Raw genomic sequence first — 20,889 nt, forward strand, 5'->3', positions numbered from 1 at the left:
CGCGCTAACGAAAAAAATTAGCATTACCAGTAAGTAATTAACATAAACAATCAAATAAATCAGGAGTTTTTATGTCAGATCGCTATGGAGAGTTTGTACAGTCGCCTTTAGGTAAGAAAGTAGCTAAAAACCTAGGCCTACCTTTACCTGTACAGTTAGACCGTTTTGAGCCAGGTCAAAAAGTAGTGCGTGGTAGCGTATTATTCGGTTCGGCATCAGGTGAAGACAGTCGTGTAAGTGAAGCGGTTGCCAAGACCTTAAATGATCTACACGCTGAAGTGTATGTTGCTGGTCAAGACCCAAACAAAGATGCGTTAGACAGCGCTGGTATTGAGTCAAAAGACAGCGAAGGTCATAGCGATAAATACAAAGTATTAATCTTTGATGCGACTAATATCGCACATGCTCCTGATCTTAAAGAGATGTATGATTTCTTCCATCCTGTGGCTCGTCAAGTTGAGCAATCAGGCCGCGTTATTGTTATCGGTCGTCCACCAGAAGAGTGCAAACGTATCGGTTCAACTTTATCACAGCGTGCTTTAGAAGGCTTTGTGAAGTCGGTTGGTAAAGAATTCAAAAAAGGTATCACGGCTCAAGTCATTTATGTGAGTGAAGGCGAAGAAGCCAACTTAGATTCGACACTACGTTTCTTCGTATCTGCACGTTCTGCCTATGTATCAGGCCAAGTGGTACGTGTTGGTGCTGGTGATGCTGAGCAAGTAGATTGGTCAAAACCTCTTGCTGGTAAAACGGTTCTAGTAACTGGTGCTAGCCGTGGTATCGGTGAGTCAATGGCTCGCGTATTGGCCCGTGATGGCGCTCATGTTATCTGCCTAGATATTCCACCTCAGCAAGCTGACTTACAAAAAGTAGCAGGCGAAATTGGTGGTTCTACTTTAGCCGTAGACATCACTGCAGATGACGCTGGTGAGAAAATCGCAGAAGCAGCAGCTAAGCGTAATGGCTTAGACGGTATTATCCATAACGCCGGTGTGACTCGTGATAAGACACTTGCAAATATGGATGATAAGCAGTGGAATATGGTTATCGATATCAACTTGCAAAGTATCGCAATGATTAACGATTACCTATTTGACCATGACGTATTAAACGACAATGCAAGTATCGTTTGTGTGTCATCAATCTCAGGTATCGCTGGTAACTTAGGTCAAACCAACTATGCAACCTCTAAAGCGGGCGTTATTGGTCTGGTACAAGCGACAGCAAGAAAGCTAAAAGCAGACGGCAAAGCAATCACAATCAACGCCGTTGCTCCAGGCTTTATCGAAACACAAATGACAGCAGCTATTCCACTGGCTATCCGTGAAGCGGGTCGTCGTATGAACTCTATGAGCCAAGGTGGTTTACCAGTAGACGTTGCTGAAACAGCAGCATGGTTAGTATCACCTGCCTCTGGCGGCGTAAATGGCAACATCGTACGTGTTTGTGGCCAAAGCTTGCTTGGCGCTTAATATCTGCTTTTCAGATAAATTAAGCCTAAGAGATGGGTAAGTGGCGTAATGCTTGAATATCAATTATTTGATTTCTTTTAGGCCTGCCACTTATCTTAAGCAATAAAAGAGCCATCAAAGTTGATGGCTCTTTTTGTCATATTAATATTGACAGAATATTTCATTGAGAAAAAAGGATTTCATATGACCACCCGTAATTTTAATAGTCTACCGGAAGCCCATAAAACCTATGGCAAAATCATCAAATCTTTATTACCTGTTGTGAGCACAAAGCCAAAAGGTAAAAAAGACACCTTACCGGAAGCAACTTACACCGTTGATGAATTAAAAATCGATCAGTCAAATCTTCAAGACTATCGCCGTATTTGCGGCTTTGCCAATACTGGGCAAGTGCCACCAACTTATTTTGCCGTGTTATCACAAGCGCTACAGATGAATATGATGGTTGATGAAGCGTTCCCGTTTGCCATGTTAGGTCTAGTACACGTTGAGAACTCTGTGACTCAGCATCGCCGTATTGCAGACTCTGAAGTCGTATCTATGTCGGTCAGCTTTGCTAATTTGCGTGACCATGATAAAGGCAAACAGTTTGATTTTGTCACCGAAGTGCATAACGGTGATGAGCTGATTTGGGAAGGTACATCGACTTATCTGTCACGTCAAAAAACAGACAGCGTTGGTAAAGATAAGAAGCCAAAAACAGTTAATGAAAAGCCAAAAGCAGAGCAGGACGATATGCACAGTATCTTTGCTGTGCCAGAAGACATCGGCCGTCGTTATGCCAAGATCTCTGGCGACTTTAACTTGATTCATTTACATGCAGTGACTGCTAAAGCCTTTGGTTTCCCGAAAGCAATTGCTCATGGTATGTGGTCTAAAGCAAAATGCTTAAGCTTAATGGATTTACCAGAAGCCTATACTGTTGATGTGGCCTTTAAACTACCAATTTTATTGCCATCAGAAGTTGAGCTTATCGGTGATAACTTACGTCAGCTAGATGAGTCTGGTGAAGTCAGCTTTGATTTATATAGTGCCAAAAATGACAAGCCGCATTTAGCAGGCGTTATCAAAAAGCTTGAAAAATAGACTAATGATGATTATTTAGCATAGTTTATTCACTATATAGGTATTAGATGCTGTCACTTACTCACGACTACTAAGGAGCAAACATGGCAGATGAGCGCCAACAATCCGAAAGCCAAGAAGAGCAACAACCTCAGTCTTTACAAGATGCCTTAGCAGAAAGCTTTGATAATGCTAAGTTTCCGGATGCCAATACGGTTGTCACAGGTAAGCTGACACCTGAAAAAGTTGCGAAAGCAGCAGAAGCGGGTATCGAGCATATCATCAATCTCCAGCCTGAAAGTGAGCTGACGTTCGATGAGAAGTCAGAAGTAGAAGCTCATGGTATACAGTACACTCATTTGCCAATCTCAGGCGCTGATGATTTAAAGCAGGTAAACTTGCTTGAGTTTGATAAAGCGTTACGTGCGCATCATGGCAAGAAGACCTTGTTGCACTGCGGTTCTGGTAACCGTGTTGGCGCTTGCGTGGCATTAAGAGCAGGTTGGCTACGTGGTCGTAAGTTAGATACCGCTTTACAAAGAGGTAAGGATCACGGTTTAACAAGTTTAGAAGAAGAGGTGCGTATGCGCCTTTTGGTACCTCGTTAAGCCAATGCTTCTATATTAATGGCTTGCATCCGTACTAAACACCTATGCTTGTCGTCGATGTACTAAAAAAAGTTATCTAGAAAGACATCCAATATGGATGTCTTTTTGGTTATAACGGTTACAATTATAAAGGTCGCTGGTTTAGTATCTATCATTGATAATAATTATCTATAATGGCTGAATGCTAATCTTAAATTATAAAAATAAAAGAGGTATTTATGCAAACTCAAAATATTGAAGACAGACTATCTGATCTCATAAGCTCGCTACAATTAGACGACGCGCCGGCAGGTGGATCGGTAGTGGTCTATCATAAGAGCAACATTATCGCTGAGGTAAGCGTGGGTAAAGCGACTCCTTATCAAGAATGGAGCTCAGATACGCTGTCCTTAAATTTTTCGACCGGTAAAGGCGTGTTGATGACGCTGATTCATATCTTGGCATCACAAGAGATGATTGACTATGAATCGCCTATTGCCGCGTATTGGCCTGAGTTTGCGCAAAATAATAAGCAGTCGATTACCGTCAAAGATGCATTAACCCACAGAGCTGGTCTGTTTGATGTGCAGTCAGTGACCGAGTCTGCTGAAGATATGCTCGATTGGACGTTAATGCTCAGCAGGGTCGAGCAGATGCCAGCCAAAAAGCCAGAGAATGAAAAAGCACAGAGTGCTTATAGCGCTCTAGTCTCTGGATGGGTGCTAGGCGGTTTGGTAGAGAAGGTGACAAACCTGCCTCTTAACGAAGCGCTAGAGACTTATTTAGCTAAGCCACTAGGGATTAAAGATGGTCTGTACTTTGGTGTACCTGAGTCAAAAGTTGGTCAGGTTGCGACATTGGCCAAAAACTTTAATGATTTTGACACTCGTATTCAAGTAAATACTGAAAAGAAGGAGGCCAAGCATCAAACAAAATCTCGCAGTGCTAAGCCGATGCTGCGTAATGATACACAAGACGTTATAGCGGCGTATCAAAGCTTGCCTAGTTTTCAGTGCTGGCAACAATTATCAAATACAGATGATGGCAATGCAAAAGCAGTAGGTGCGAAACCTGCGCTTAAAACGCTAGAGATAGCCAAGCTATATTTTGATATGCGCAGTATTAACGTGCAGGATTTCAGACACGCGCTTGAGCCGACAGGTCGTCAGGGGCTCGATTATTACAGAGCAGATGCGTTAATGGCGAAGATACCTGCCGCTAATAATGTGGCATCGGCAAAGGCATTGGCAACCATGTATGCAATGCTGGCCAATAAAGGCGTATGGCAAGGTAAGACTTTAATTCGTCCTGAGATATTTAATAAGCTATCGACAATATACGTCGAAGGACAAGATGCGATAATGGCGGCTGATGCACCGAAGAGTATGCACTGGCGTCTTGGTTATCATCGATTATTTAGCCGCTGCCAGTCGCAAGAGAACCTAAAGCATGCCTTTGGTCATATGGGGTATAACGGGTCGGTGGCTTGGTGTGATACCGAGCGAAACCTAGCTGTCGCTTACGTACATAACTATGATGTGACAATGAGCACCGATGTGCGCCAGTTTGCTATTATCGAAGCGATGATGGACTGGCTATAGCCCATCCTTTTCGAGAAATAAGTCCTATAGCCATTCAGGTAAAGAGACATAGAGCGGAATACTCTCTATGTCTTTATAATATTGGCGCGTTTAAGCAGCATTGGCGCACTGATACCATGTAAGAAGATGGATATTAATATGACCATACCGCAGATAAGCCATAAGTCTGTGGCATCATCAAGTGCAAACACATCTTTGTTCAGCGCATAGGCCAAATAATAAAATGAGCCAATACCTCGAATGCCTAAGCTTGAAATGATAAAACGCTCTTGATGAGGGATTTGTAGTCCGCTTAGTCCAATCCAGCCGGCAATAGGGCGGATAGCAAATAAGCACAATAGGCTGACCGCATATACTTGCCAAGTGAGCTCAACCCCAGAGTCTAATCCTTGACCCAGTGCCATACCAAAGACGACCAATACCAATGACATGAGTAGCCCTTCAGATTGCTCAGAGAAGTCATGTAAGGCGCTGTGATATTTGTGACCATGCTCACTGCGGCGGAACGCAAAAGCGGCGACAAATACGGAGATAAAGCCGTAACCATGAATGAATTCAGCAATGCCGTAAGCCAATAGTGTCAAGGCAATGACCACGTAGCCTTGAGACATGATGGTATTCTCAGCATTTTTGCCAAACACAAGTTTTGCCATTATTTTACCGACTAACACACCAACTAGAGTACCGGCGGCAATTTTCCATAGCACATCATGTAATAACCAATCGAATAACAGCTCTGATGACCAGCCGTCAGCCTTGCCATAGTGTTCTGCAATCTTGATGGCAAGATACACAAATGGGAAGGCCAAGCCGTCGTTTAATCCCGCTTCGGAGGTTAAGGTAAATCTTGAGGTATCCTCTGAGCCTGAGTTTGGCGGCCCAACTTGGATACTCGATGCCAATACCGGATCGGTGGGCGCTAATACTGCGCCTAATAAAAGGGATGCCGCTAAGCTTAAGCTAAAGACGTAATAACCCAGTGCTGCCATGATCACGATACAAATGGGCATAGTGACCAATAAAAGCCTTAAGGTCGGGCGCCAATTCTTATACTTTAGCGGTGTATCAATCTTAATACCCGCACCAACTAAAGACACCAATACCACGAGCTCACATATCTTCTCAACCAAAAAGCCATTTTCTACCGGATTTAAAAAAGGCAGCGAGGTCCAAAAATACCCCATCAGTAAGCCGAAGCTCACCTGCAGCATGGGCAGCGATACTGGAATACGTTTTAGTAGCACAGGCGCTAGAGCACCGAATAAAAAAGCGATACCGCAAACGAGTAAGAATTGGTTATAGTTTTCAATCATGGGTGTTCAATGTCTCAGTCGTGAAAGAAAGTAGGAGTGTTTAGCTAGATTTAGACGAAAATAATGAGAGCAAAATGATGACTGAATACACAGACACTTAACATCCTATTTAGGTAAACGAGCAGCACTAAGCGTTATATTTTGGTAAAACAGACAGCAATAAAAAAGCCAGCCGAAGCTGACTTTTTATCATAAGTGTACTGAGCAATAAAAGTGGTCAGGTTAATCCGTCCTGATTAACGCTCAACTTGACTCACATCACGTACTGCGCCAGTATCAGCACTGGTGGTCATTGCTGCATAAGCACGCAGCGCTGGAGTCACATGACGTTCACGGCTGACAGGTTTCCATGCTTTGCTACCACGTGCCTCCATTTCTTCACGGCGGCGAGCAAGTTCACTATCAGAGACCTCCAAGTTAATGGTACGGTTTGGAATGTCGATATGAATGGTATCGCCTTCGTTCACAAGACCAATAGCACCACCTTCAGCGGCTTCTGGGCTGGCATGACCGATGGATAATCCAGAAGTACCACCAGAGAAACGACCGTCGGTTAATAAAGCACACTCTTTGCCCAAGCCTTTTGATTTCAAATAAGAAGTCGGATAGAGCATCTCTTGCATACCAGGGCCACCTTTAGGGCCTTCGTAGCGAATGATGACGATGTCACCGGCGACTACTTTATCCGCCAAAATAGCTTCTACTGCAGAATCTTGTGATTCAAACACACGTGCACGGCCGGTAAAGGTTAGGATGCTATCGTCAACCCCTGCCGTTTTGACTACACAGCCGCGCTCGGCAATATTACCGAACAGTACGGCTAGACCACCATCAGTTGAGTAAGCATTTTCAACAGAGCGGATACAGCCAGACTCACGGTTTAAGTCAAGATTAGACCATGCTTTATTTTGCGAGAATGCTTGAGTAGTACGTACGCCACCCGGCGCTGCAATATATAAATCACGAGCAGCTTCATGGTTTGGATGTTCTGTATTCATCACATCCCACATCTCAAGTGCTTCTTGCAAGGTTTTGGCGTGAACGGTTGGCAGGTCTGTATGAAGTAGGCCGGCACGGTTAAGCTCGGCCAAAATCGCCAATACACCACCGGCGCGATGCACATCTTCCATATGATATTTTTGAGTTGCTGGTGCAACTTTTGATAAACATGGCACGCGGCGACTTAACTGATCAATATCAGCCATCTTAAAGTCAACTTCTGCTTCGTGCGCTGCCGCTAATAAATGCAGAATTGTATTGGTCGAACCGCCCATCGCGATATCAAGACTCATTGCATTTTCAAATGCTTGTTTGGTGGCAATAGAGCGGGGTAGAACTGACTCATCGTCTTGTTCATAGCGGCGCTTAGCTAAATCCACAATACGACGACCGGCCTCTAAAAATAGAGCTTCACGCTTGGCGTGAGTCGCTAGCAATGAGCCGTTACCTGGCAGTGATAAACCTAAAGCTTCAGTCAAGCAGTTCATCGAGTTAGCGGTAAACATACCTGAACATGAACCACAAGTTGGGCAAGCTGAGCGTTCAATCTCTAACACATCCGCATCGCTTACATTGTCGTCAGCAGCATCAATCATGGCATCGACAAGATCAAGCTTACGGATTTTTTTACCATCCTCATTCACTGGTGCATCAAGGTTGTGGCTTGGCGCTAAATCTTCCGCCAATACTTTACCTGCTTCCATCGGACCGCCAGATACAAAGATAACTGGGATGTTTAGGCGCATGGCAGCCATTAACATACCTGGGGTGATTTTGTCGCAGTTTGAGATACACACTAACGCATCTGCGCAGTGAGCGTTCACCATATATTCGACAGAGTCAGCGATTAAATCACGGCTTGGTAGCGAGTACAGCATACCGCTGTGACCCATGGCAATACCGTCATCGACAGCGATAGTGTTGAATTCTTTAGCAACGCCGCCGACTCTTTCGATTTCGCGTGCGACCAATTGACCCATATCCTTTAGGTGAACGTGACCTGGAACGAATTGAGTAAATGAGTTAGCAATGGCAATAATCGGTTTGTCAAAATCACCATCAGTCATGCCAGTAGCGCGCCATAGAGCACGGGCGCCTGCCATATTACGGCCTGAGGTAGAGGTCTTAGAGCGGTATTGCATATAACATCCTTTTTTGTCTTAGGGATAGGCGTTTATTGTAGACATTGAATAGGTAATAGTCATTGTAACGTATAAATGCGATTTTGGTAAAAGCAAAAAATATTCATCAAGTATAAACTAATATTATGATTCTATTGACATAATATAAAGCTTAACCAAAGACGAGCGTTAAACAAGGCGTAGTTCAATGGCTTCAGAGAGTTGGGGTAGTGAGGACTTTTGTTCCTCTAATAAAGCTAAAGCAGACAACGCGTATTCTGCCGGCAATACTTGGTATTCATCAAGGCGCGGAATATGTATCCACTGCTCATCAAGTGTCATTACCAACGGACGGCTGCTTTTATTAATCACAAACACGTCACCATAAAAGTGCCATTTCTGCATCGCTGCTTTTAAGGCATCTTCTGCGGTTTGAGTATAAACAGGATCACGGGCTTTGGCAGTATTGGTAAACTTTAAGCGCAGAGCAATTTGTAGACGCTCGCAGAACATCACTAGCGTACCAGTCACTTTGACCTGCCATGGCGTTTTAATGATATCGGCAGGAAGCTTTAATAATTCGGCTGCCTCACTAGCATACATGGGGGTTTGAAACTGCTTTAAAAGGTCAGGGGTTAATTGATGCAGTGCTTTAATATCATCGGGTAGTGCATCATAGTGATAAATAAAGGGCAGTTTTTCATCCTGAGTGATGCTTTTATCAATAATCTTACAGTTATGTATCTGCCACGGCGTTTCGGTATCTGCGATGATTTGATTTAAAACCAGTGTGTTTGGGTCTGCCATAATGTCATTGGGCTTAGCAGTATTTGTTTCCGTGTCCGCTGTGTCATTATTGACTGTCGTATTATTATCCGTCGTATCAGTAGGGAGCATATATCAACTCTTATGTTCTGTTGCATGGCTTGTTACATTATCTGCTGCTTTGCGCAGCTTAATTGTGCCAGCTTCTCGCTGCATAATATTATCAAGAAGGTTTTGGGTAATCTGAAACTCAGTGATGGTGTTAGGTAGAATATCTAGACCTGCCGGTACTGTTGGGTCATTGGCATCTGCTTGAGCCAAATCAACAAAGTCCGCCAATCTAAGCATCTGCATACCCGCGTAGCCGCAAGGATTAATGGCATTAAAAGCCGATAAATCGCAGCTTAAGTTCAGCGCAATACCATGATAGCTAAAGCCATGTTTGATCTTAAAGCCAAGCGAGGCAATCTTACCTAGCATAAGCTCTTCACGATTATAGATATAGACACCAGGAGCCTCTTTACGCGCTTTGGCGTAGAACTCCTGACTGGTAGGCTGTGATTGTAGCGCCGTATTTAGCACATCTTCAATGCTTTGCTCGGCATGAGAGACTAGGTCGCGCACGGTCCAGCCAGTGTTGTTTAAGTCAATCAGCCAGTACATCACTAGCTGCCCAGTGCCATGCCAAGTAACTTGACCACCTCGGTCAGTTTGAATGATAGGGGTGTTGCCACGAGATAAGATATGCTCTTCCTTGCCAGCTTGACCCAAGGTGTACACATCATTGTGCTCGACAATCCAAAGCTCATCGGGAGTCACAATGCCTTGCTTCTTTTTCTCAATGCGATCTAGGGTAATACGCAGCATATCAGCATGCGTACTTTCATAGTCTGCATTGATTAGCGTACGCACTTGTAAGGTAGGCTGGCGTGTATTAGCCGTGGTGTCTGCGACGGTTTTTATTTTGGTAATATTTGAAGTCATAATCAGCGATTGTTTTATAGAAGAGTTATAGCATATCATGCGTCTACAGAGCCCGCTATAGTGAAAAGAAATACCATTGTTACAATATGATTGTTATCTGGCAGTTTTTAAGCCTAATATATTACAAAGAAGCTTTGCACGTATACTACCTGGTGAGCCGCATTAACCCTTGCAGGCTATTTTGAACTATTTAAAGCACAAGTCCGGTCTTTTTTATGCTATTTTAAACTTTTAAATAAATGTATAGATTTGCATTTATTAAGGTTTGGAGTCTGTGTGTATAATTATATTATTAAGCAGAGAATCTATTAGCTTATAAAGTAGTCAACATCAAAAAGGATATTTGAATGAGTCAAAGTATTATTACCACAAAAGCTCAATTGCAAGCACAATTCGAGCATATGCTTGCCTTAACACGCAAAAAGCCCATCACCACTTGGGCCGATAGAGAAGCGTCGTTAGACAGTTTAGAGCTCATGCTTAGTGAAAATAAGCAGCGCTTTACAGATGCCATAAATCAAGACTTTGGTAACCGCAGTAAAGACGAAACTAGCTTTGCCGAACTATTCCCAAGTTTTCAAGGCATTGCGCATGCCAAAAAACACGGCAAATCTTGGATGAAAACGCGTCGTTCTGGTATTTCTACCTTATATCGTCCAGCTCATAACGAGATTCAGCCACAGCCGTTAGGCCTAGTGGGCATTATGGTGCCTTGGAACTATCCACTGTTTTTATCTGTCGGCCCTATGATTGATGCTTTGACTGCCGGCAACCGTATCATGGTTAAAATGAGCGAGTCAGCGCCTTTATTTGCTGAAGCCTTTGCCGAGGCGGTTAGCGAGTACTTCTCATCAGATTTGATATCGATTGTGGTCGGGGATGTGGATATCGCGGTGGCATTTAGTGAATTACCATTTGATCATATGCTTTACACTGGCTCTACAAGTGTCGGCAAAAAAATCATGGCTGCTGCTGCCAAGAACTTAACGCCTGTAACACTAGAGCTTGGTGGTAAATCGCCAGTTATCGTATTGGATGATGCCAATTTAGAAAATGTGGTGAACCGCGTTATGATGGGTAAAACCTTAAATGCTGGTCAAACCTGTATCGCACCGGATTATGTGCTCATTAACTCGTCACTACATAGCAAGTTTGTGAAATTAGCTAAAGAGTGGGTCAAAAAGCATTATCCAAAAATCAACAACAATAATGATTATACCCGTATTATTGATAGCGGTCACTTTGATCGTTTGCAAGGCTATCTTGACGCCTTGCCAAAAGAGCAAGTGGTGCCTTTAACGGACGTGCCTGCCAATCCAGAAAGCCGCTTGATGCCGCCAGTCGTTGTGGTGAATCCGGATACAGACGCTGATGTGATGCAAGACGAGTTGTTTGGTCCGATTGTGCCATTAGTACATGTAAATGGTGTGCGTGATGCCGTTGAGTTTGTGAATAGCCGTGCTCGACCATTGGCCTTATATGTGTTCGGCGAAGACAGCAATGAGATTGATTTTGTTCGTCAACACACGGTATCGGGAGGTGTCGCCATTAATGAGGTGATTATGCATGTGGCACAGCATGAGCTGCCATTTGGGGGTGTTGGCCATTCAGGCACAGGCGCTTATCATGGCAAATGGGGTTTTGAGCGTCTCAGTCATATGAAGCCTGTGTTTGTCCAATCTAAACTCAATGCAATGGGCATTATGCTACCGCCGTATAGCAAGTTGTTTAGAAAAGGTTTGAAATTTTTAAATAAATAAACGCTTTAACCAAACCGCTGCATTAAATAAACAGTGATACCAACATGAGCCCTTCTATTATAGAAGGGCTTTTTGATTACTGGCTATTGGCTATCTGTTTATTCATATGACATATAGACAGTTAAGCCAGAGGTTAGTAATCGAATATTAAAAGCCGTATCATTTATAATTCAACGCAAAATAATAAGCTTATGCTTTAAGGAGAACCATGATTTTTATCAGTAACAGTATTGAGCTAAGTGACAAAGAGGTAGAGCTTAATCCGATGCGTGCCCAAGGCGCCGGCGGGCAAAATGTGAATAAAGTATCGTCCGCGATTCACCTACGGTTTGATATCAATGCGTCAAGCCTGAGTGATGCCCTCAAGCAGCGACTACTTGATAGCAAAGACAGCCGGATTACCAAAGACGGCGTGTTAATTATCAAAGCGCAGCAATATCGTACGCAGGAACGTAATAAGCTTGATGCTATCGAACGTTTAAAAGCTTTTATCTTAAAGGGCACCGAAGTCAATAAAACCCGACGCCCAACCAAACCAAGCCGTAATGCTAAGCGCAGACGCACTGATAATAAAGTTCAACGTGGTAGAACTAAGGTGTTACGTGGTAAGGTGAGCTTGGATTAAATAGACAATTAAATAAACAGACATTATCCTAGTAATAAGGGTTAAAGCTGTCTCGAAATACATTCTGCATTGGTAATTTTTGTTGGAGTGAGGTATAACCAAGACAGGCGATTAAGGGCATAATCAGTATTAGCTTTTATCGTTTAATATCATTGACGACCACAAACTATAATAATAAAAATAGGTATTCTCTTGCGCGCACATTACTCATCATCCAAACGTTTTTCTAAACCTTTCTCCTTATTAGGCTTAATGCTCTTGTGCTTGTCATTTTGGTCAACACCGGCCATGGCAGCTTGCGGTGAGGCAGACAGTGCACCGGTTAAGTTTGGCTCATTAACGTGGGAGAGTGGTCAATTCATATCCTCGGTGCTGCAAATGATTGCAGAAGATGGTTATGGCTGTGATACTGAGTTAGTGCCAGGTACTGGGCCGGCGCTAGAGAGTGCGCTATCGCAAAATGACATACAAGTGATTGGTGAGCAATGGGTAGGGCGATCGCCAATTATGGAACAGGCGATTGCTTCAGGTAAGGCGGCGGTGATAGGTGATACTCTAGAGGGCGGAGCAACTCAAGGCTGGTATGTGCCAAATTATGTGATTGAGGATAATCCTGGGCTTAAAAGTTATCAAGACCTGCCCAAATACGCCCATCTGTTTACTGATCCTGAAAACCCATCTAATGCCCGTTTCTTAAACTGCCCAACTGGTTGGACTTGTGAAGTATTTAATACTCATTTGCTTAAAAATACTGGTTTGACCACAGCCAATAGTGATGGGGTTAAGTTTAATAATGTACACCCTGGTACCGGTGCAGCATTAGATGCAGCCATATCGTCCGCCTTTGAGCAGCGTAAACCATTGCTGTTTTATTATTGGCAGCCAACGGGCCTGATGGCCAAATATGACTTTGCCGAAATCCCTTTTGCCAAACACGATGAGCAGTGTTGGGATAAGCTACTGGATGCGAACAGTCAGACAGATTGTGTATCAGGTTTCCCCGTATCAAACTTAGGGGTTGCTGTCTCTACGCCTTTTATAAATAATTATCCAGAACTGGCCACCGCCTTTAAGAAGGTGCAATTTACTCCAGATACGTTAAATAGTGCTATTTTGGAGATGAGTGAAAACAAACGCAGTGGGGAGGAACAAGCTAAGCTATTTTTGCAACAAAACCCACAACTGTGGCAACAGTGGCTAACCCCTGAGGCAGCACAAAAATTAGCCGCAGCGCTTAGTGTGTCTTTAGACGGTCCTGCAGTCGATAGTGAGGGTAATGACGCTATTAATAGTGATGCCGCCGCCTTTAGCTGGTTCCCGAAGTGGTCATTTGAAAATCAATTAAATGACTCGCTCAGTTATGTGGTTCAAAACTTCGGCGATATCTTTCGCTCGATTAGCCAAGTAACGTTAACCTATTTATTGCTGCCGATAGAAAGGTTAATGACGATAGTGCCGCCTTGGCTGATTATTGGACTAGTGGCGCTGCTGGGCTGGCTAGCAACTCGCAAGCTGTGGTTTGCAGCGACCTGTGCGATAGGGCTGTTTTTAATCGGTGCATTTGGACTGTGGTCAGCATTAGTACAGACCTTAGCGCTACTGATTGTCTCAGTGATTGTTACCATGGTAATCGGCATTCCGATAGGTATATTGATGGCCGGTAGCAATCGTTTGCGCCGTATAGTCACGCCGGTGCTCGATGTGATGCAGACCATGCCAAGCTTTGTGTATTTGATTCCGGTGTTAATGCTATTTGGTATCGGTAAAGTACCGGCATTATTTGCGACCGTTATCTATGCGCTGCCGCCGTTAATTCGCCTGACCATGCTGGGCATCAAGCAAGTGCCGCATGAGATGGTAGAGGCTGGGCGCTCTTTTGGTAGTAATCATAAACAACTGCTAATTTGGATTAAATTGCCGCAAGCGCTGCCCAGTATTATGGCCGGTATTAACCAAGCCGTAATGATGTCGTTGTCGATGGTCGTATTGGCTTCTATGATTGGTGCGCCAGGGCTTGGCGAGGATGTACTGCAATCGATTCAGACGTTAAATATTGGTCAAGGCCTTCAGGCAGGGACAGCGATTGTGATTATGGCGATTATTATTGACCGCATTACTCAAGCCTTTGGTCAAGGACGACGCGCACGTGATGAACTGCGTCATCATAATAAAAACTAAACCATCTAAGCATAAAATAAGCTGAAAATTAGAATATAAAAACAACTTAATTGATAAAAAGAACACCGCTATGAGCCACATTCGATTAGAAAACGTCAGCAAAGTCTTTGATGTCAGTCCCAATAAAGCTGAACAAGCGCTAAAGCTCTTAGAACAAGGCATGAGTAGTAGGGAGCTGCGTGAGCAAACCGGCTATTCGGTGGGGTTATACGATATTAATCTCAGCATTGAGGCGGGTGAGCTGCACTGTATTATGGGGTTATCAGGCTCAGGTAAATCAACCTTGATTCGCCATATCAATCGTCTGATTGACCCCACAGAGGGCAAAATTTGGATAGATACTCAGCATAGCGTAGGTACGCCTGATTATTTAGACAGTGCTGAGCAGTTAGCCGATCAGCCTAATGTGATAAATGTGCTTAGTCTCAGCGATAAGCCGCTGCAACAGTTTCGCCAAAATAATGTTAGTATGGTATTTCAGCACTTTGGTCTAGTACCACACATGACGGTGATTCAGAATGTGGCTTATGGGTTGCGAGTTCGTAAGATGCCAAAATCTGAGCGTCACGAGATAGCGCGGTATTGGCTCAATGAAGTCGGGTTAGAGGGTGTAGAGAACAGTTATCCTGATGAACTCTCAGGCGGTATGCAGCAGCGAGTTGGTTTGGCACGTGCATTAGCAGTAAATACACCGATTATCTTAATGGATGAGGCTTTCTCAGCGCTTGATCCATTAATACGAGGTCAGCTGCAAGATCAATTGCTTGAGCTGCAGCACAAGCTGAACAAAACCATCGTGTTTATTACCCATGATATTGATGAAGCAGTTAAGCTCGGCAGTCGCATTAGTATCTTAAATGGCGGTCGTCTGGTACAAACCGGTACACCGCAGCAATTGCAGGACAATCCCGCTGATGCCTATGTTGAGCGCTTTATGGTGGCGAAAGGATAGTATAAATCCAAAATTAGTAAAGATGTCTTTAAGTCAGGTGTCTTTAAGTAATGTTTACAAGCCCTGCTGTTTTGTTGTATCCAGCCTACAATTTTGTGTTCAGATTACAATCTTTAGCAACAATAACAGTCATCACTGTATCATTTTTTTATACCCTATTAGGCGCTATTTTCTTTATACTATACTGTCTACGCAATAGTGTTAAGTGTAATGAAGATACCAGCGACATAACTCATTAAACACGGCATCAAATATCCTCTTAAACATAAAACCAAACACCCATTTAAATGTAATATAAAGCATTCATAACAATGAAAACTAAATAGACAGTAAAGCCTACCATGATAATAAACAATCAAGCTAAATCTAAAACCAAAGCAAGCAAATCAATAGTGTTAATAGCGACAGTGATGCTTAGCACCAGCCTATTACCAGCCTGTGGCAATGTCAATCCAGACAACCGTTCAGCGCACAGTACCCAAACTGCTAACAGTGGCAAAACCAGCCGTGATATGCTGCCCACAGATGTGCTCAATCAATTAAATGCCTTACCGCAGTTGACTGAAGGACTGGGCAATACTGGGGCAGATGTACTAGACCCGACCAAACCGACCTTAGTGAAGTTTTGGGCAAGTTGGTGTCCGCTGTGCTTAGGGACACTTGAGGAGACTGAAACTTGGCGTAAAGATGCCGCCTTTGCGGGGCTGAACGTGGTGACGGTCGCCAGTCCTGGTCATCTAAATGAAAAAGAGTCAGCAGATTTTACCCAGTGGTATGCTGGCGTGCAGACAGATTATCCGCAGCTGCCAGTATTGATTGATAACTCAGGCAACTTAATTAAACAGATGGGTGTGCAAGTGTATCCAAGTTGGGCAATTTTGGATAAGCAGGGCAATTTAGTGCGTCTGATTAAAGGTAATCTGACTGAAGAGCAGGCTTATGCTTTGGCGGAAAACGCCGACAATGACTTTGCAGATCTTAAAAACAGCAAAGCCAAACCGGCTCAAGCAGGGGTTGAGTCTAGCCAAAGCGCCAAATCAGATGCGCCTAATAATAAAAATGGTGTCTATTACAATTCTGATGGTGCACCGATTAATACCAAGACCATTTATTTGGCCGGTGGCTGCTTTTGGGGATTAGAAGCCTATATGGAGCGGGTCGATGGGGTAGTGGATGCGATTTCTGGTTATGCCAATGGCAATCCTAAATACCAAGATCCCAGCTATGAACAAGTGATAGCCGGCTCAGGTCACGCTGAGACCGTTAAAGTGGTCTATGACGCCGATAAAATCGATTTGGAAACGGTTTTAAAGTATTATTTGCGTGTTATCGATCCGACCAGTTTAAATAAACAAGGCAATGATAGAGGTGTACAATATCGTACTGGTATTTATTACACTGATGCGAGTGATAAAGCGGTGGTTGAACAAGCGCTACACTCCATTGAGTCAAAGTACAGCAAGCCGATTGTAGTAGAGAATAAGCCATTACAAAACTTCTCATTAGCCGAAGAGTATCATCAAGATTATTTGGCCAAAAACCCTAATGGCTATTGTCATATTGATATCAGTTTAGCCGATGATAAGATTCAACCAAGTAGCAAAACAGCCAAACTTGCGCCAGCCAATACAATAGCTGAAGCGTTAGATCCCAAACGCTATGCCAATTTTGATAAAAACGCATTAAAAAACACCCTGACCAAATCACAATATGAGATTACCCAAAAGGCAGGTACCGAGCGTGCCTTTAGCCATGAGTACGATCATTTATTTGCGCCTGGCATTTATGTAGATGTGGTTAGCGGTGAGCCGTTATTTTTATCGACCCATAAGTATGATTCAGGCTGTGGCTGGCCAAGCTTTTGGCAGCCGATTGCGCCTGAAGTGATTACTGAGCATGAAGATAATGCGTATAATATGGTGCGTACCGAAGTGCGCTCACGAGTAGCAGACTCGCACTTAGGTCATGTGTTTAATGATGGTCCAAAAGACAAAACAGGGCTACGCTATTGTATTAATGGTGGGGCGTTGCAGTTTATTCCTGTGGATAAGATGCCACAATCTGGCTATGGCGTGTTTGTCGACCAAGTTAAGGTCAAATAATAAGTCTAATGACAACCGGTCTATATAACAATAAACCATGTAGCAATCAGTCAAATAATAAGAAATAGTGAGTTATGAATACGTTGTGATTACGTTATGAAGTTGTCGTTTAAGCGGTTGCAAACCGACTCATTGCTGGTGTTGTCGGTATTTATCGTTGCCTCCTGTGGTCTAGCCTATGAGTTAATTGCTGGGGCTTTAGCAAGCTATGTGCTCGGCGATTCTGTTCTACAGTTTTCGACCATCATTGGTACTTATCTATTTGCGATGGGTATCGGCTCACATTTATCCAAATATGTGCCTGAAGATAAGGTGTTACAGCGCTTTATCGAGATTGAAATATTGGTTGGGTTAGTCGGTGGTCTATCAGCTATCGGACTGTTTTTGGCATTTGCATGGCTACCAACGTTTAAGACGATCCTATATGCGCTGGTGGTCTGTATTGGTACCTTGGTGGGTATGGAAATCCCACTGGTAATGCGCATTTTTAATTCGCAAAAACAAGCCTTTCATGAGCTGGTCAGCCGAGTACTTACCTTTGATTATCTAGGCGCTTTAGCCGTGTCTTTGCTGTTTCCATTAGTGCTAGCGCCTATGTTAGGTCTGGCTCGATCAGCGGTGTTGTTTGGTATTTTGAACGTAATGGTTGCCGGTTGGACAGCTTGGCATTTTTACCCTAAAGTGGCAGTGCTTGCGACTCAAGGGTTAAGTATTAGTGAGCAAAAACAGCAGCGTGCGACACATGCCAAAATAAGAAGCCGGCTGATTATGCGTATTCTGGTAGCAATGATATTGCTGCTGATAGGCTTAATCTTCGCTGATCGTTTGGTGGGACTATCGGAACAAAAGCTATTTAAAGCGCCGGTTATCTTTGCGACCAATTCTCCGTATCAGCGTTTGATTGTTACCGAAAAGAGCGGCCATTTACAGCTGTTTTTAAATGGCAACTTGCAGTTTTCTACTCGAGATGAATACCGCTATCACGAAGCCTTAGTGCATCCGATTATGCAAAAGTTAAGCGATAGCACCAAAGCGACCAAGCCGAAACTGGATGTGCTTATTTTGGGCGGCGGTGATGGGATGGCGGCGCGTGAGGTTCTAAAGTATGATACGGTCAATCATATTACTTTGGTTGATTTAGACCCAAAGATGACGCAGTTTTTTGCCAATACGCCAAGATTTCAAAAGCTTAATAATAATTCGCTTAATGATCCAAAAGTGAGTGTGATTAACGCTGATGCTTATAAGTGGCTTGAGGACAATGAAGACACATTTGATGCCATTATTATCGATTTACCGGACCCGTCACACTATAGCTTAGCCAAGCTGTATTCTGAGCCAATGTATCATTTGGTCAATGACCATTTAACGGGGGAAGGACTGGTGGTGGTGCAGTCGACCTCACCTTATTATGCACCAAAATCATTCTGGTCAATTGATAAGACGTTACAAGTCTCAGGGTTTAAGACCACACCGTACCATGCTTATGTGCCCTCTTTTGGCGAGTGGGGATTTATTGTAGGCAGTCCGAATACGACCTTTGTGCCACCTACCCACTATGATTTACCAATGGCCTTTTTAACTCCCTCTGTCAGCCGTGAGATGTTTACCTTCCCGCCAGATATGCAGCCGATTGAGGTTGAGCCCAACACCTTAGATAAGCAAATACTGGTGCATTATTATGTGCAAGACTGGTCAGATGAATAGGGCAGTCCAGCAGGTAGTATTAATAGGCAAAAGAGAGCGATGAAAGTGAGGGGGGTTTTAGCATTCATCAAACAAAATTTGCTAGAACTCGATAGCCTATAGTAAGGTTGATGAATGCTAGTAGATAGCAATAGTAAAAATAAAACTAAGTGATTAAATGAAAAATAGCCTAAGCATTAAAAACGATGCTAATACCAACGCCGATACCAATACCAATGCCAATGCCAACCTAAGCCAAGTAAGCCATCCGTCTCATCCAGAATCCAATCCGATGACAGGTAAGCATATTTTGGCAGAATTTTGGCAATGTCAGTGCGCCCCCGAGTTATTAACCAGCACCCAGCCATTATTGCGCTTATTAACTGAGGCGGTAGAGCAGGCAGGGTTAACCTTGGTTGGTCAAGCAGTACATGAGTTTGAACAGTACGTAGCCGAAGGTGATGAGCAGGATAAGACTGATTTAAAGAATGTCAGTGAGGAATCAACTACTCAGACGCAAACCAGTGGCGTGACGTTAACCTTATTGCTTGCTGAATCACACTTATGCTTGCACACTTGGGGCGAATATCAGACGGTGACCATGGATGTCTATGTATGTAATGTGGCTAATGAGAATAGCTCAAAAGCAGATGCTTTATTTAATGCCTGTTTGCAGCTATTTGAGCCAAAGCAGCACCATGTTAACAGTGTTTCACGACAGCATCAGATTCCGAACAACTTTCAACAGTAAATCATTGTAATTACTTTAGTATATAGTAAGGGTCACTGATATAAAGTAGCTAGCCAAAGCAGGGATGATTTTATCTAATGGCTATCTGGTGCTTATCTATATCTCGTGCTTATCTGATAGTTAGCAAGTGAATATCCTAGCTAGCATGTTGCTTAATCTCAATAGGCAGTGTTAAGCTGTCAATTATTCGACCCTTTTTTATTTAGCCTCTTTTACTTATTTTTTAGACTTATTTTGATAGGTAGTAAGCTAAATATTTAGGCGCTCATAGTGATATATAAACATGCTTATATCTAAGAACCTGTATTCACAAGCTATAATTGGCTCTTTTTGCCTAAAACAAGCCACTACTTTGTTAAAATTCGGCTCGAATAGAATGACTATTCAACCCAATTTTGCCTCGTATTGTCTCATTTTATTCTAAAAATACCATAACTGTAGCTTATGAATACAGGTTCTAAAACCTACCTTTAAAATAAGTAAAAAGCTTAGGACATAATACATGCAGACTATTGACAGTTTACAAACCGAACTCCTTTACTACGCCTTCTACTTTGGTGGTAGTGTGGTGATGCTGATTTTGTTTGCCGTCATTTATATGGCCATCACTCCTTATGATGAAATCGCCCTCATCCGCAAAGGCTCAGGCGCTGCTGCCATTAGCTTTGGCGGAACAATGATTGGCTTCTCACTGCCTTTAGCGGCCAGCGCCATTTATAACACCGGATTTATGGCGTTTATCATTTGGAGCGCTATCGCTATGGTAGTACAGATTGCCGGCTATTTTATTATGGTTAAAGTCATTGGTAATGTGCCAGAGCATATTCGACTAAACAATGTGGCCGTTGGCGGTTTATTAGGTATTAGCGGACTGGTACTGGGTATTATTAATGCCGGTATTTTATCTTAAAAGCAGGACACGCCCTAA

General features: G+C 43.3%; 16 protein-coding genes. 12 read left to right on the plus strand and 4 right to left on the minus strand.

Translation table 11 applies throughout. The features are described from left to right. The first annotated feature begins 71 nt into the window (after window positions 1–71). From AC2SLO_RS06955 to AC2SLO_RS06970, 4 genes are all read left to right on the plus strand, one after another. A complete protein-coding gene (locus tag AC2SLO_RS06955; RefSeq protein ID WP_486541289.1) occupies window positions 72–1,472 on the plus strand; it encodes a 3-oxoacyl-ACP reductase in 1,401 nt (466 codons plus the stop codon). Window positions 1,473–1,655: 183 nt separating this feature from the next. Continuing rightward, a complete protein-coding gene (locus AC2SLO_RS06960) occupies window positions 1,656–2,558 on the plus strand; it encodes a MaoC family dehydratase (protein WP_486541287.1) in 903 nt (300 codons plus the stop codon). Between the two features lie 83 nt (window positions 2,559–2,641). After that, complete coding sequence (locus AC2SLO_RS06965) at window positions 2,642–3,145, plus strand: protein tyrosine phosphatase family protein (RefSeq protein ID WP_486541285.1); 504 nt, start codon at window positions 2,642–2,644, stop codon at window positions 3,143–3,145. Window positions 3,146–3,363: 218 nt separating this feature from the next. After that, entirely contained in the window at window positions 3,364–4,725 is a 1,362-nt protein-coding gene (locus AC2SLO_RS06970; protein ID WP_486541283.1) for a serine hydrolase domain-containing protein, read from the plus strand. Between the two features lie 65 nt (window positions 4,726–4,790). On the opposite strand, the gene AC2SLO_RS06975 is transcribed toward AC2SLO_RS06970, so the two are convergent. From AC2SLO_RS06975 to lipB, 4 genes are all read right to left on the minus strand, one after another. After that, the gene (locus AC2SLO_RS06975) at window positions 4,791–6,038 is read right to left on the minus strand and encodes a cation:proton antiporter (RefSeq protein ID WP_486541281.1); all 1,248 of its coding nucleotides are present in this window, start codon (window positions 6,036–6,038) and stop codon (window positions 4,791–4,793) included. Between the two features lie 236 nt (window positions 6,039–6,274). Beyond that, a complete protein-coding gene (gene ilvD, locus AC2SLO_RS06980) occupies window positions 6,275–8,179 on the minus strand; it encodes a dihydroxy-acid dehydratase (protein ID WP_486541279.1) in 1,905 nt (634 codons plus the stop codon). 168 nt (window positions 8,180–8,347) lie between these two features. Beyond that, the gene (locus AC2SLO_RS06985) at window positions 8,348–9,055 is read right to left on the minus strand and encodes a hypothetical protein (protein ID WP_486541277.1); all 708 of its coding nucleotides are present in this window, start codon (window positions 9,053–9,055) and stop codon (window positions 8,348–8,350) included. A gap of 3 nt (window positions 9,056–9,058) precedes the next feature. Then, the gene (lipB, locus tag AC2SLO_RS06990; protein ID WP_486541275.1) at window positions 9,059–9,907 is read right to left on the minus strand and encodes a lipoyl(octanoyl) transferase LipB; all 849 of its coding nucleotides are present in this window, start codon (window positions 9,905–9,907) and stop codon (window positions 9,059–9,061) included. A gap of 347 nt (window positions 9,908–10,254) precedes the next feature. Between lipB and AC2SLO_RS06995 the strand changes: the two genes are divergently transcribed. The 8 genes from AC2SLO_RS06995 to AC2SLO_RS07030 all read left to right on the plus strand — a co-directional run bounded on the left by AC2SLO_RS06995 (window position 10,255) and on the right by AC2SLO_RS07030 (window position 20,871). Continuing rightward, window positions 10,255–11,667, plus strand: coding sequence for a coniferyl aldehyde dehydrogenase (locus tag AC2SLO_RS06995; protein ID WP_486541273.1), 1,413 nt, complete (start codon window positions 10,255–10,257; stop codon window positions 11,665–11,667). A 208-nt stretch (window positions 11,668–11,875) separates the two neighbouring features. After that, window positions 11,876–12,292, plus strand: a complete 417-nt coding sequence (gene arfB / locus AC2SLO_RS07000) for an alternative ribosome rescue aminoacyl-tRNA hydrolase ArfB (RefSeq protein ID WP_486541271.1) — start codon at window positions 11,876–11,878, stop codon at window positions 12,290–12,292. A gap of 252 nt (window positions 12,293–12,544) precedes the next feature. Continuing rightward, window positions 12,545–14,470, plus strand: coding sequence for a glycine betaine ABC transporter substrate-binding protein (locus tag AC2SLO_RS07005; protein WP_486541415.1), 1,926 nt, complete (start codon window positions 12,545–12,547; stop codon window positions 14,468–14,470). Window positions 14,471–14,540: 70 nt separating this feature from the next. Beyond that, window positions 14,541–15,422, plus strand: a complete 882-nt coding sequence (locus tag AC2SLO_RS07010) for an ATP-binding cassette domain-containing protein (RefSeq protein ID WP_486541269.1) — start codon at window positions 14,541–14,543, stop codon at window positions 15,420–15,422. A gap of 410 nt (window positions 15,423–15,832) precedes the next feature. Then, window positions 15,833–17,524, plus strand: coding sequence for a bifunctional peptide-methionine (S)-S-oxide reductase MsrA/peptide-methionine (R)-S-oxide reductase MsrB (gene msrAB / locus AC2SLO_RS07015; protein ID WP_486541413.1), 1,692 nt, complete (start codon window positions 15,833–15,835; stop codon window positions 17,522–17,524). 96 nt (window positions 17,525–17,620) lie between these two features. Next, a complete protein-coding gene (locus tag AC2SLO_RS07020; RefSeq protein WP_486541267.1) occupies window positions 17,621–19,231 on the plus strand; it encodes a polyamine aminopropyltransferase in 1,611 nt (536 codons plus the stop codon). A gap of 157 nt (window positions 19,232–19,388) precedes the next feature. Beyond that, window positions 19,389–19,961, plus strand: coding sequence for an S-adenosylmethionine decarboxylase family protein (locus AC2SLO_RS07025; RefSeq protein ID WP_486541265.1), 573 nt, complete (start codon window positions 19,389–19,391; stop codon window positions 19,959–19,961). 502 nt (window positions 19,962–20,463) lie between these two features. Continuing rightward, window positions 20,464–20,871 (plus strand): DUF350 domain-containing protein, encoded by a 408-nt coding sequence (locus AC2SLO_RS07030; RefSeq protein ID WP_486541263.1) that lies wholly within the window; start codon window positions 20,464–20,466, stop codon window positions 20,869–20,871. Window positions 20,872–20,889 lie beyond the last annotated feature (18 nt).

Source organism: Psychrobacter sp. CX14, from assembly GCF_057396205.2.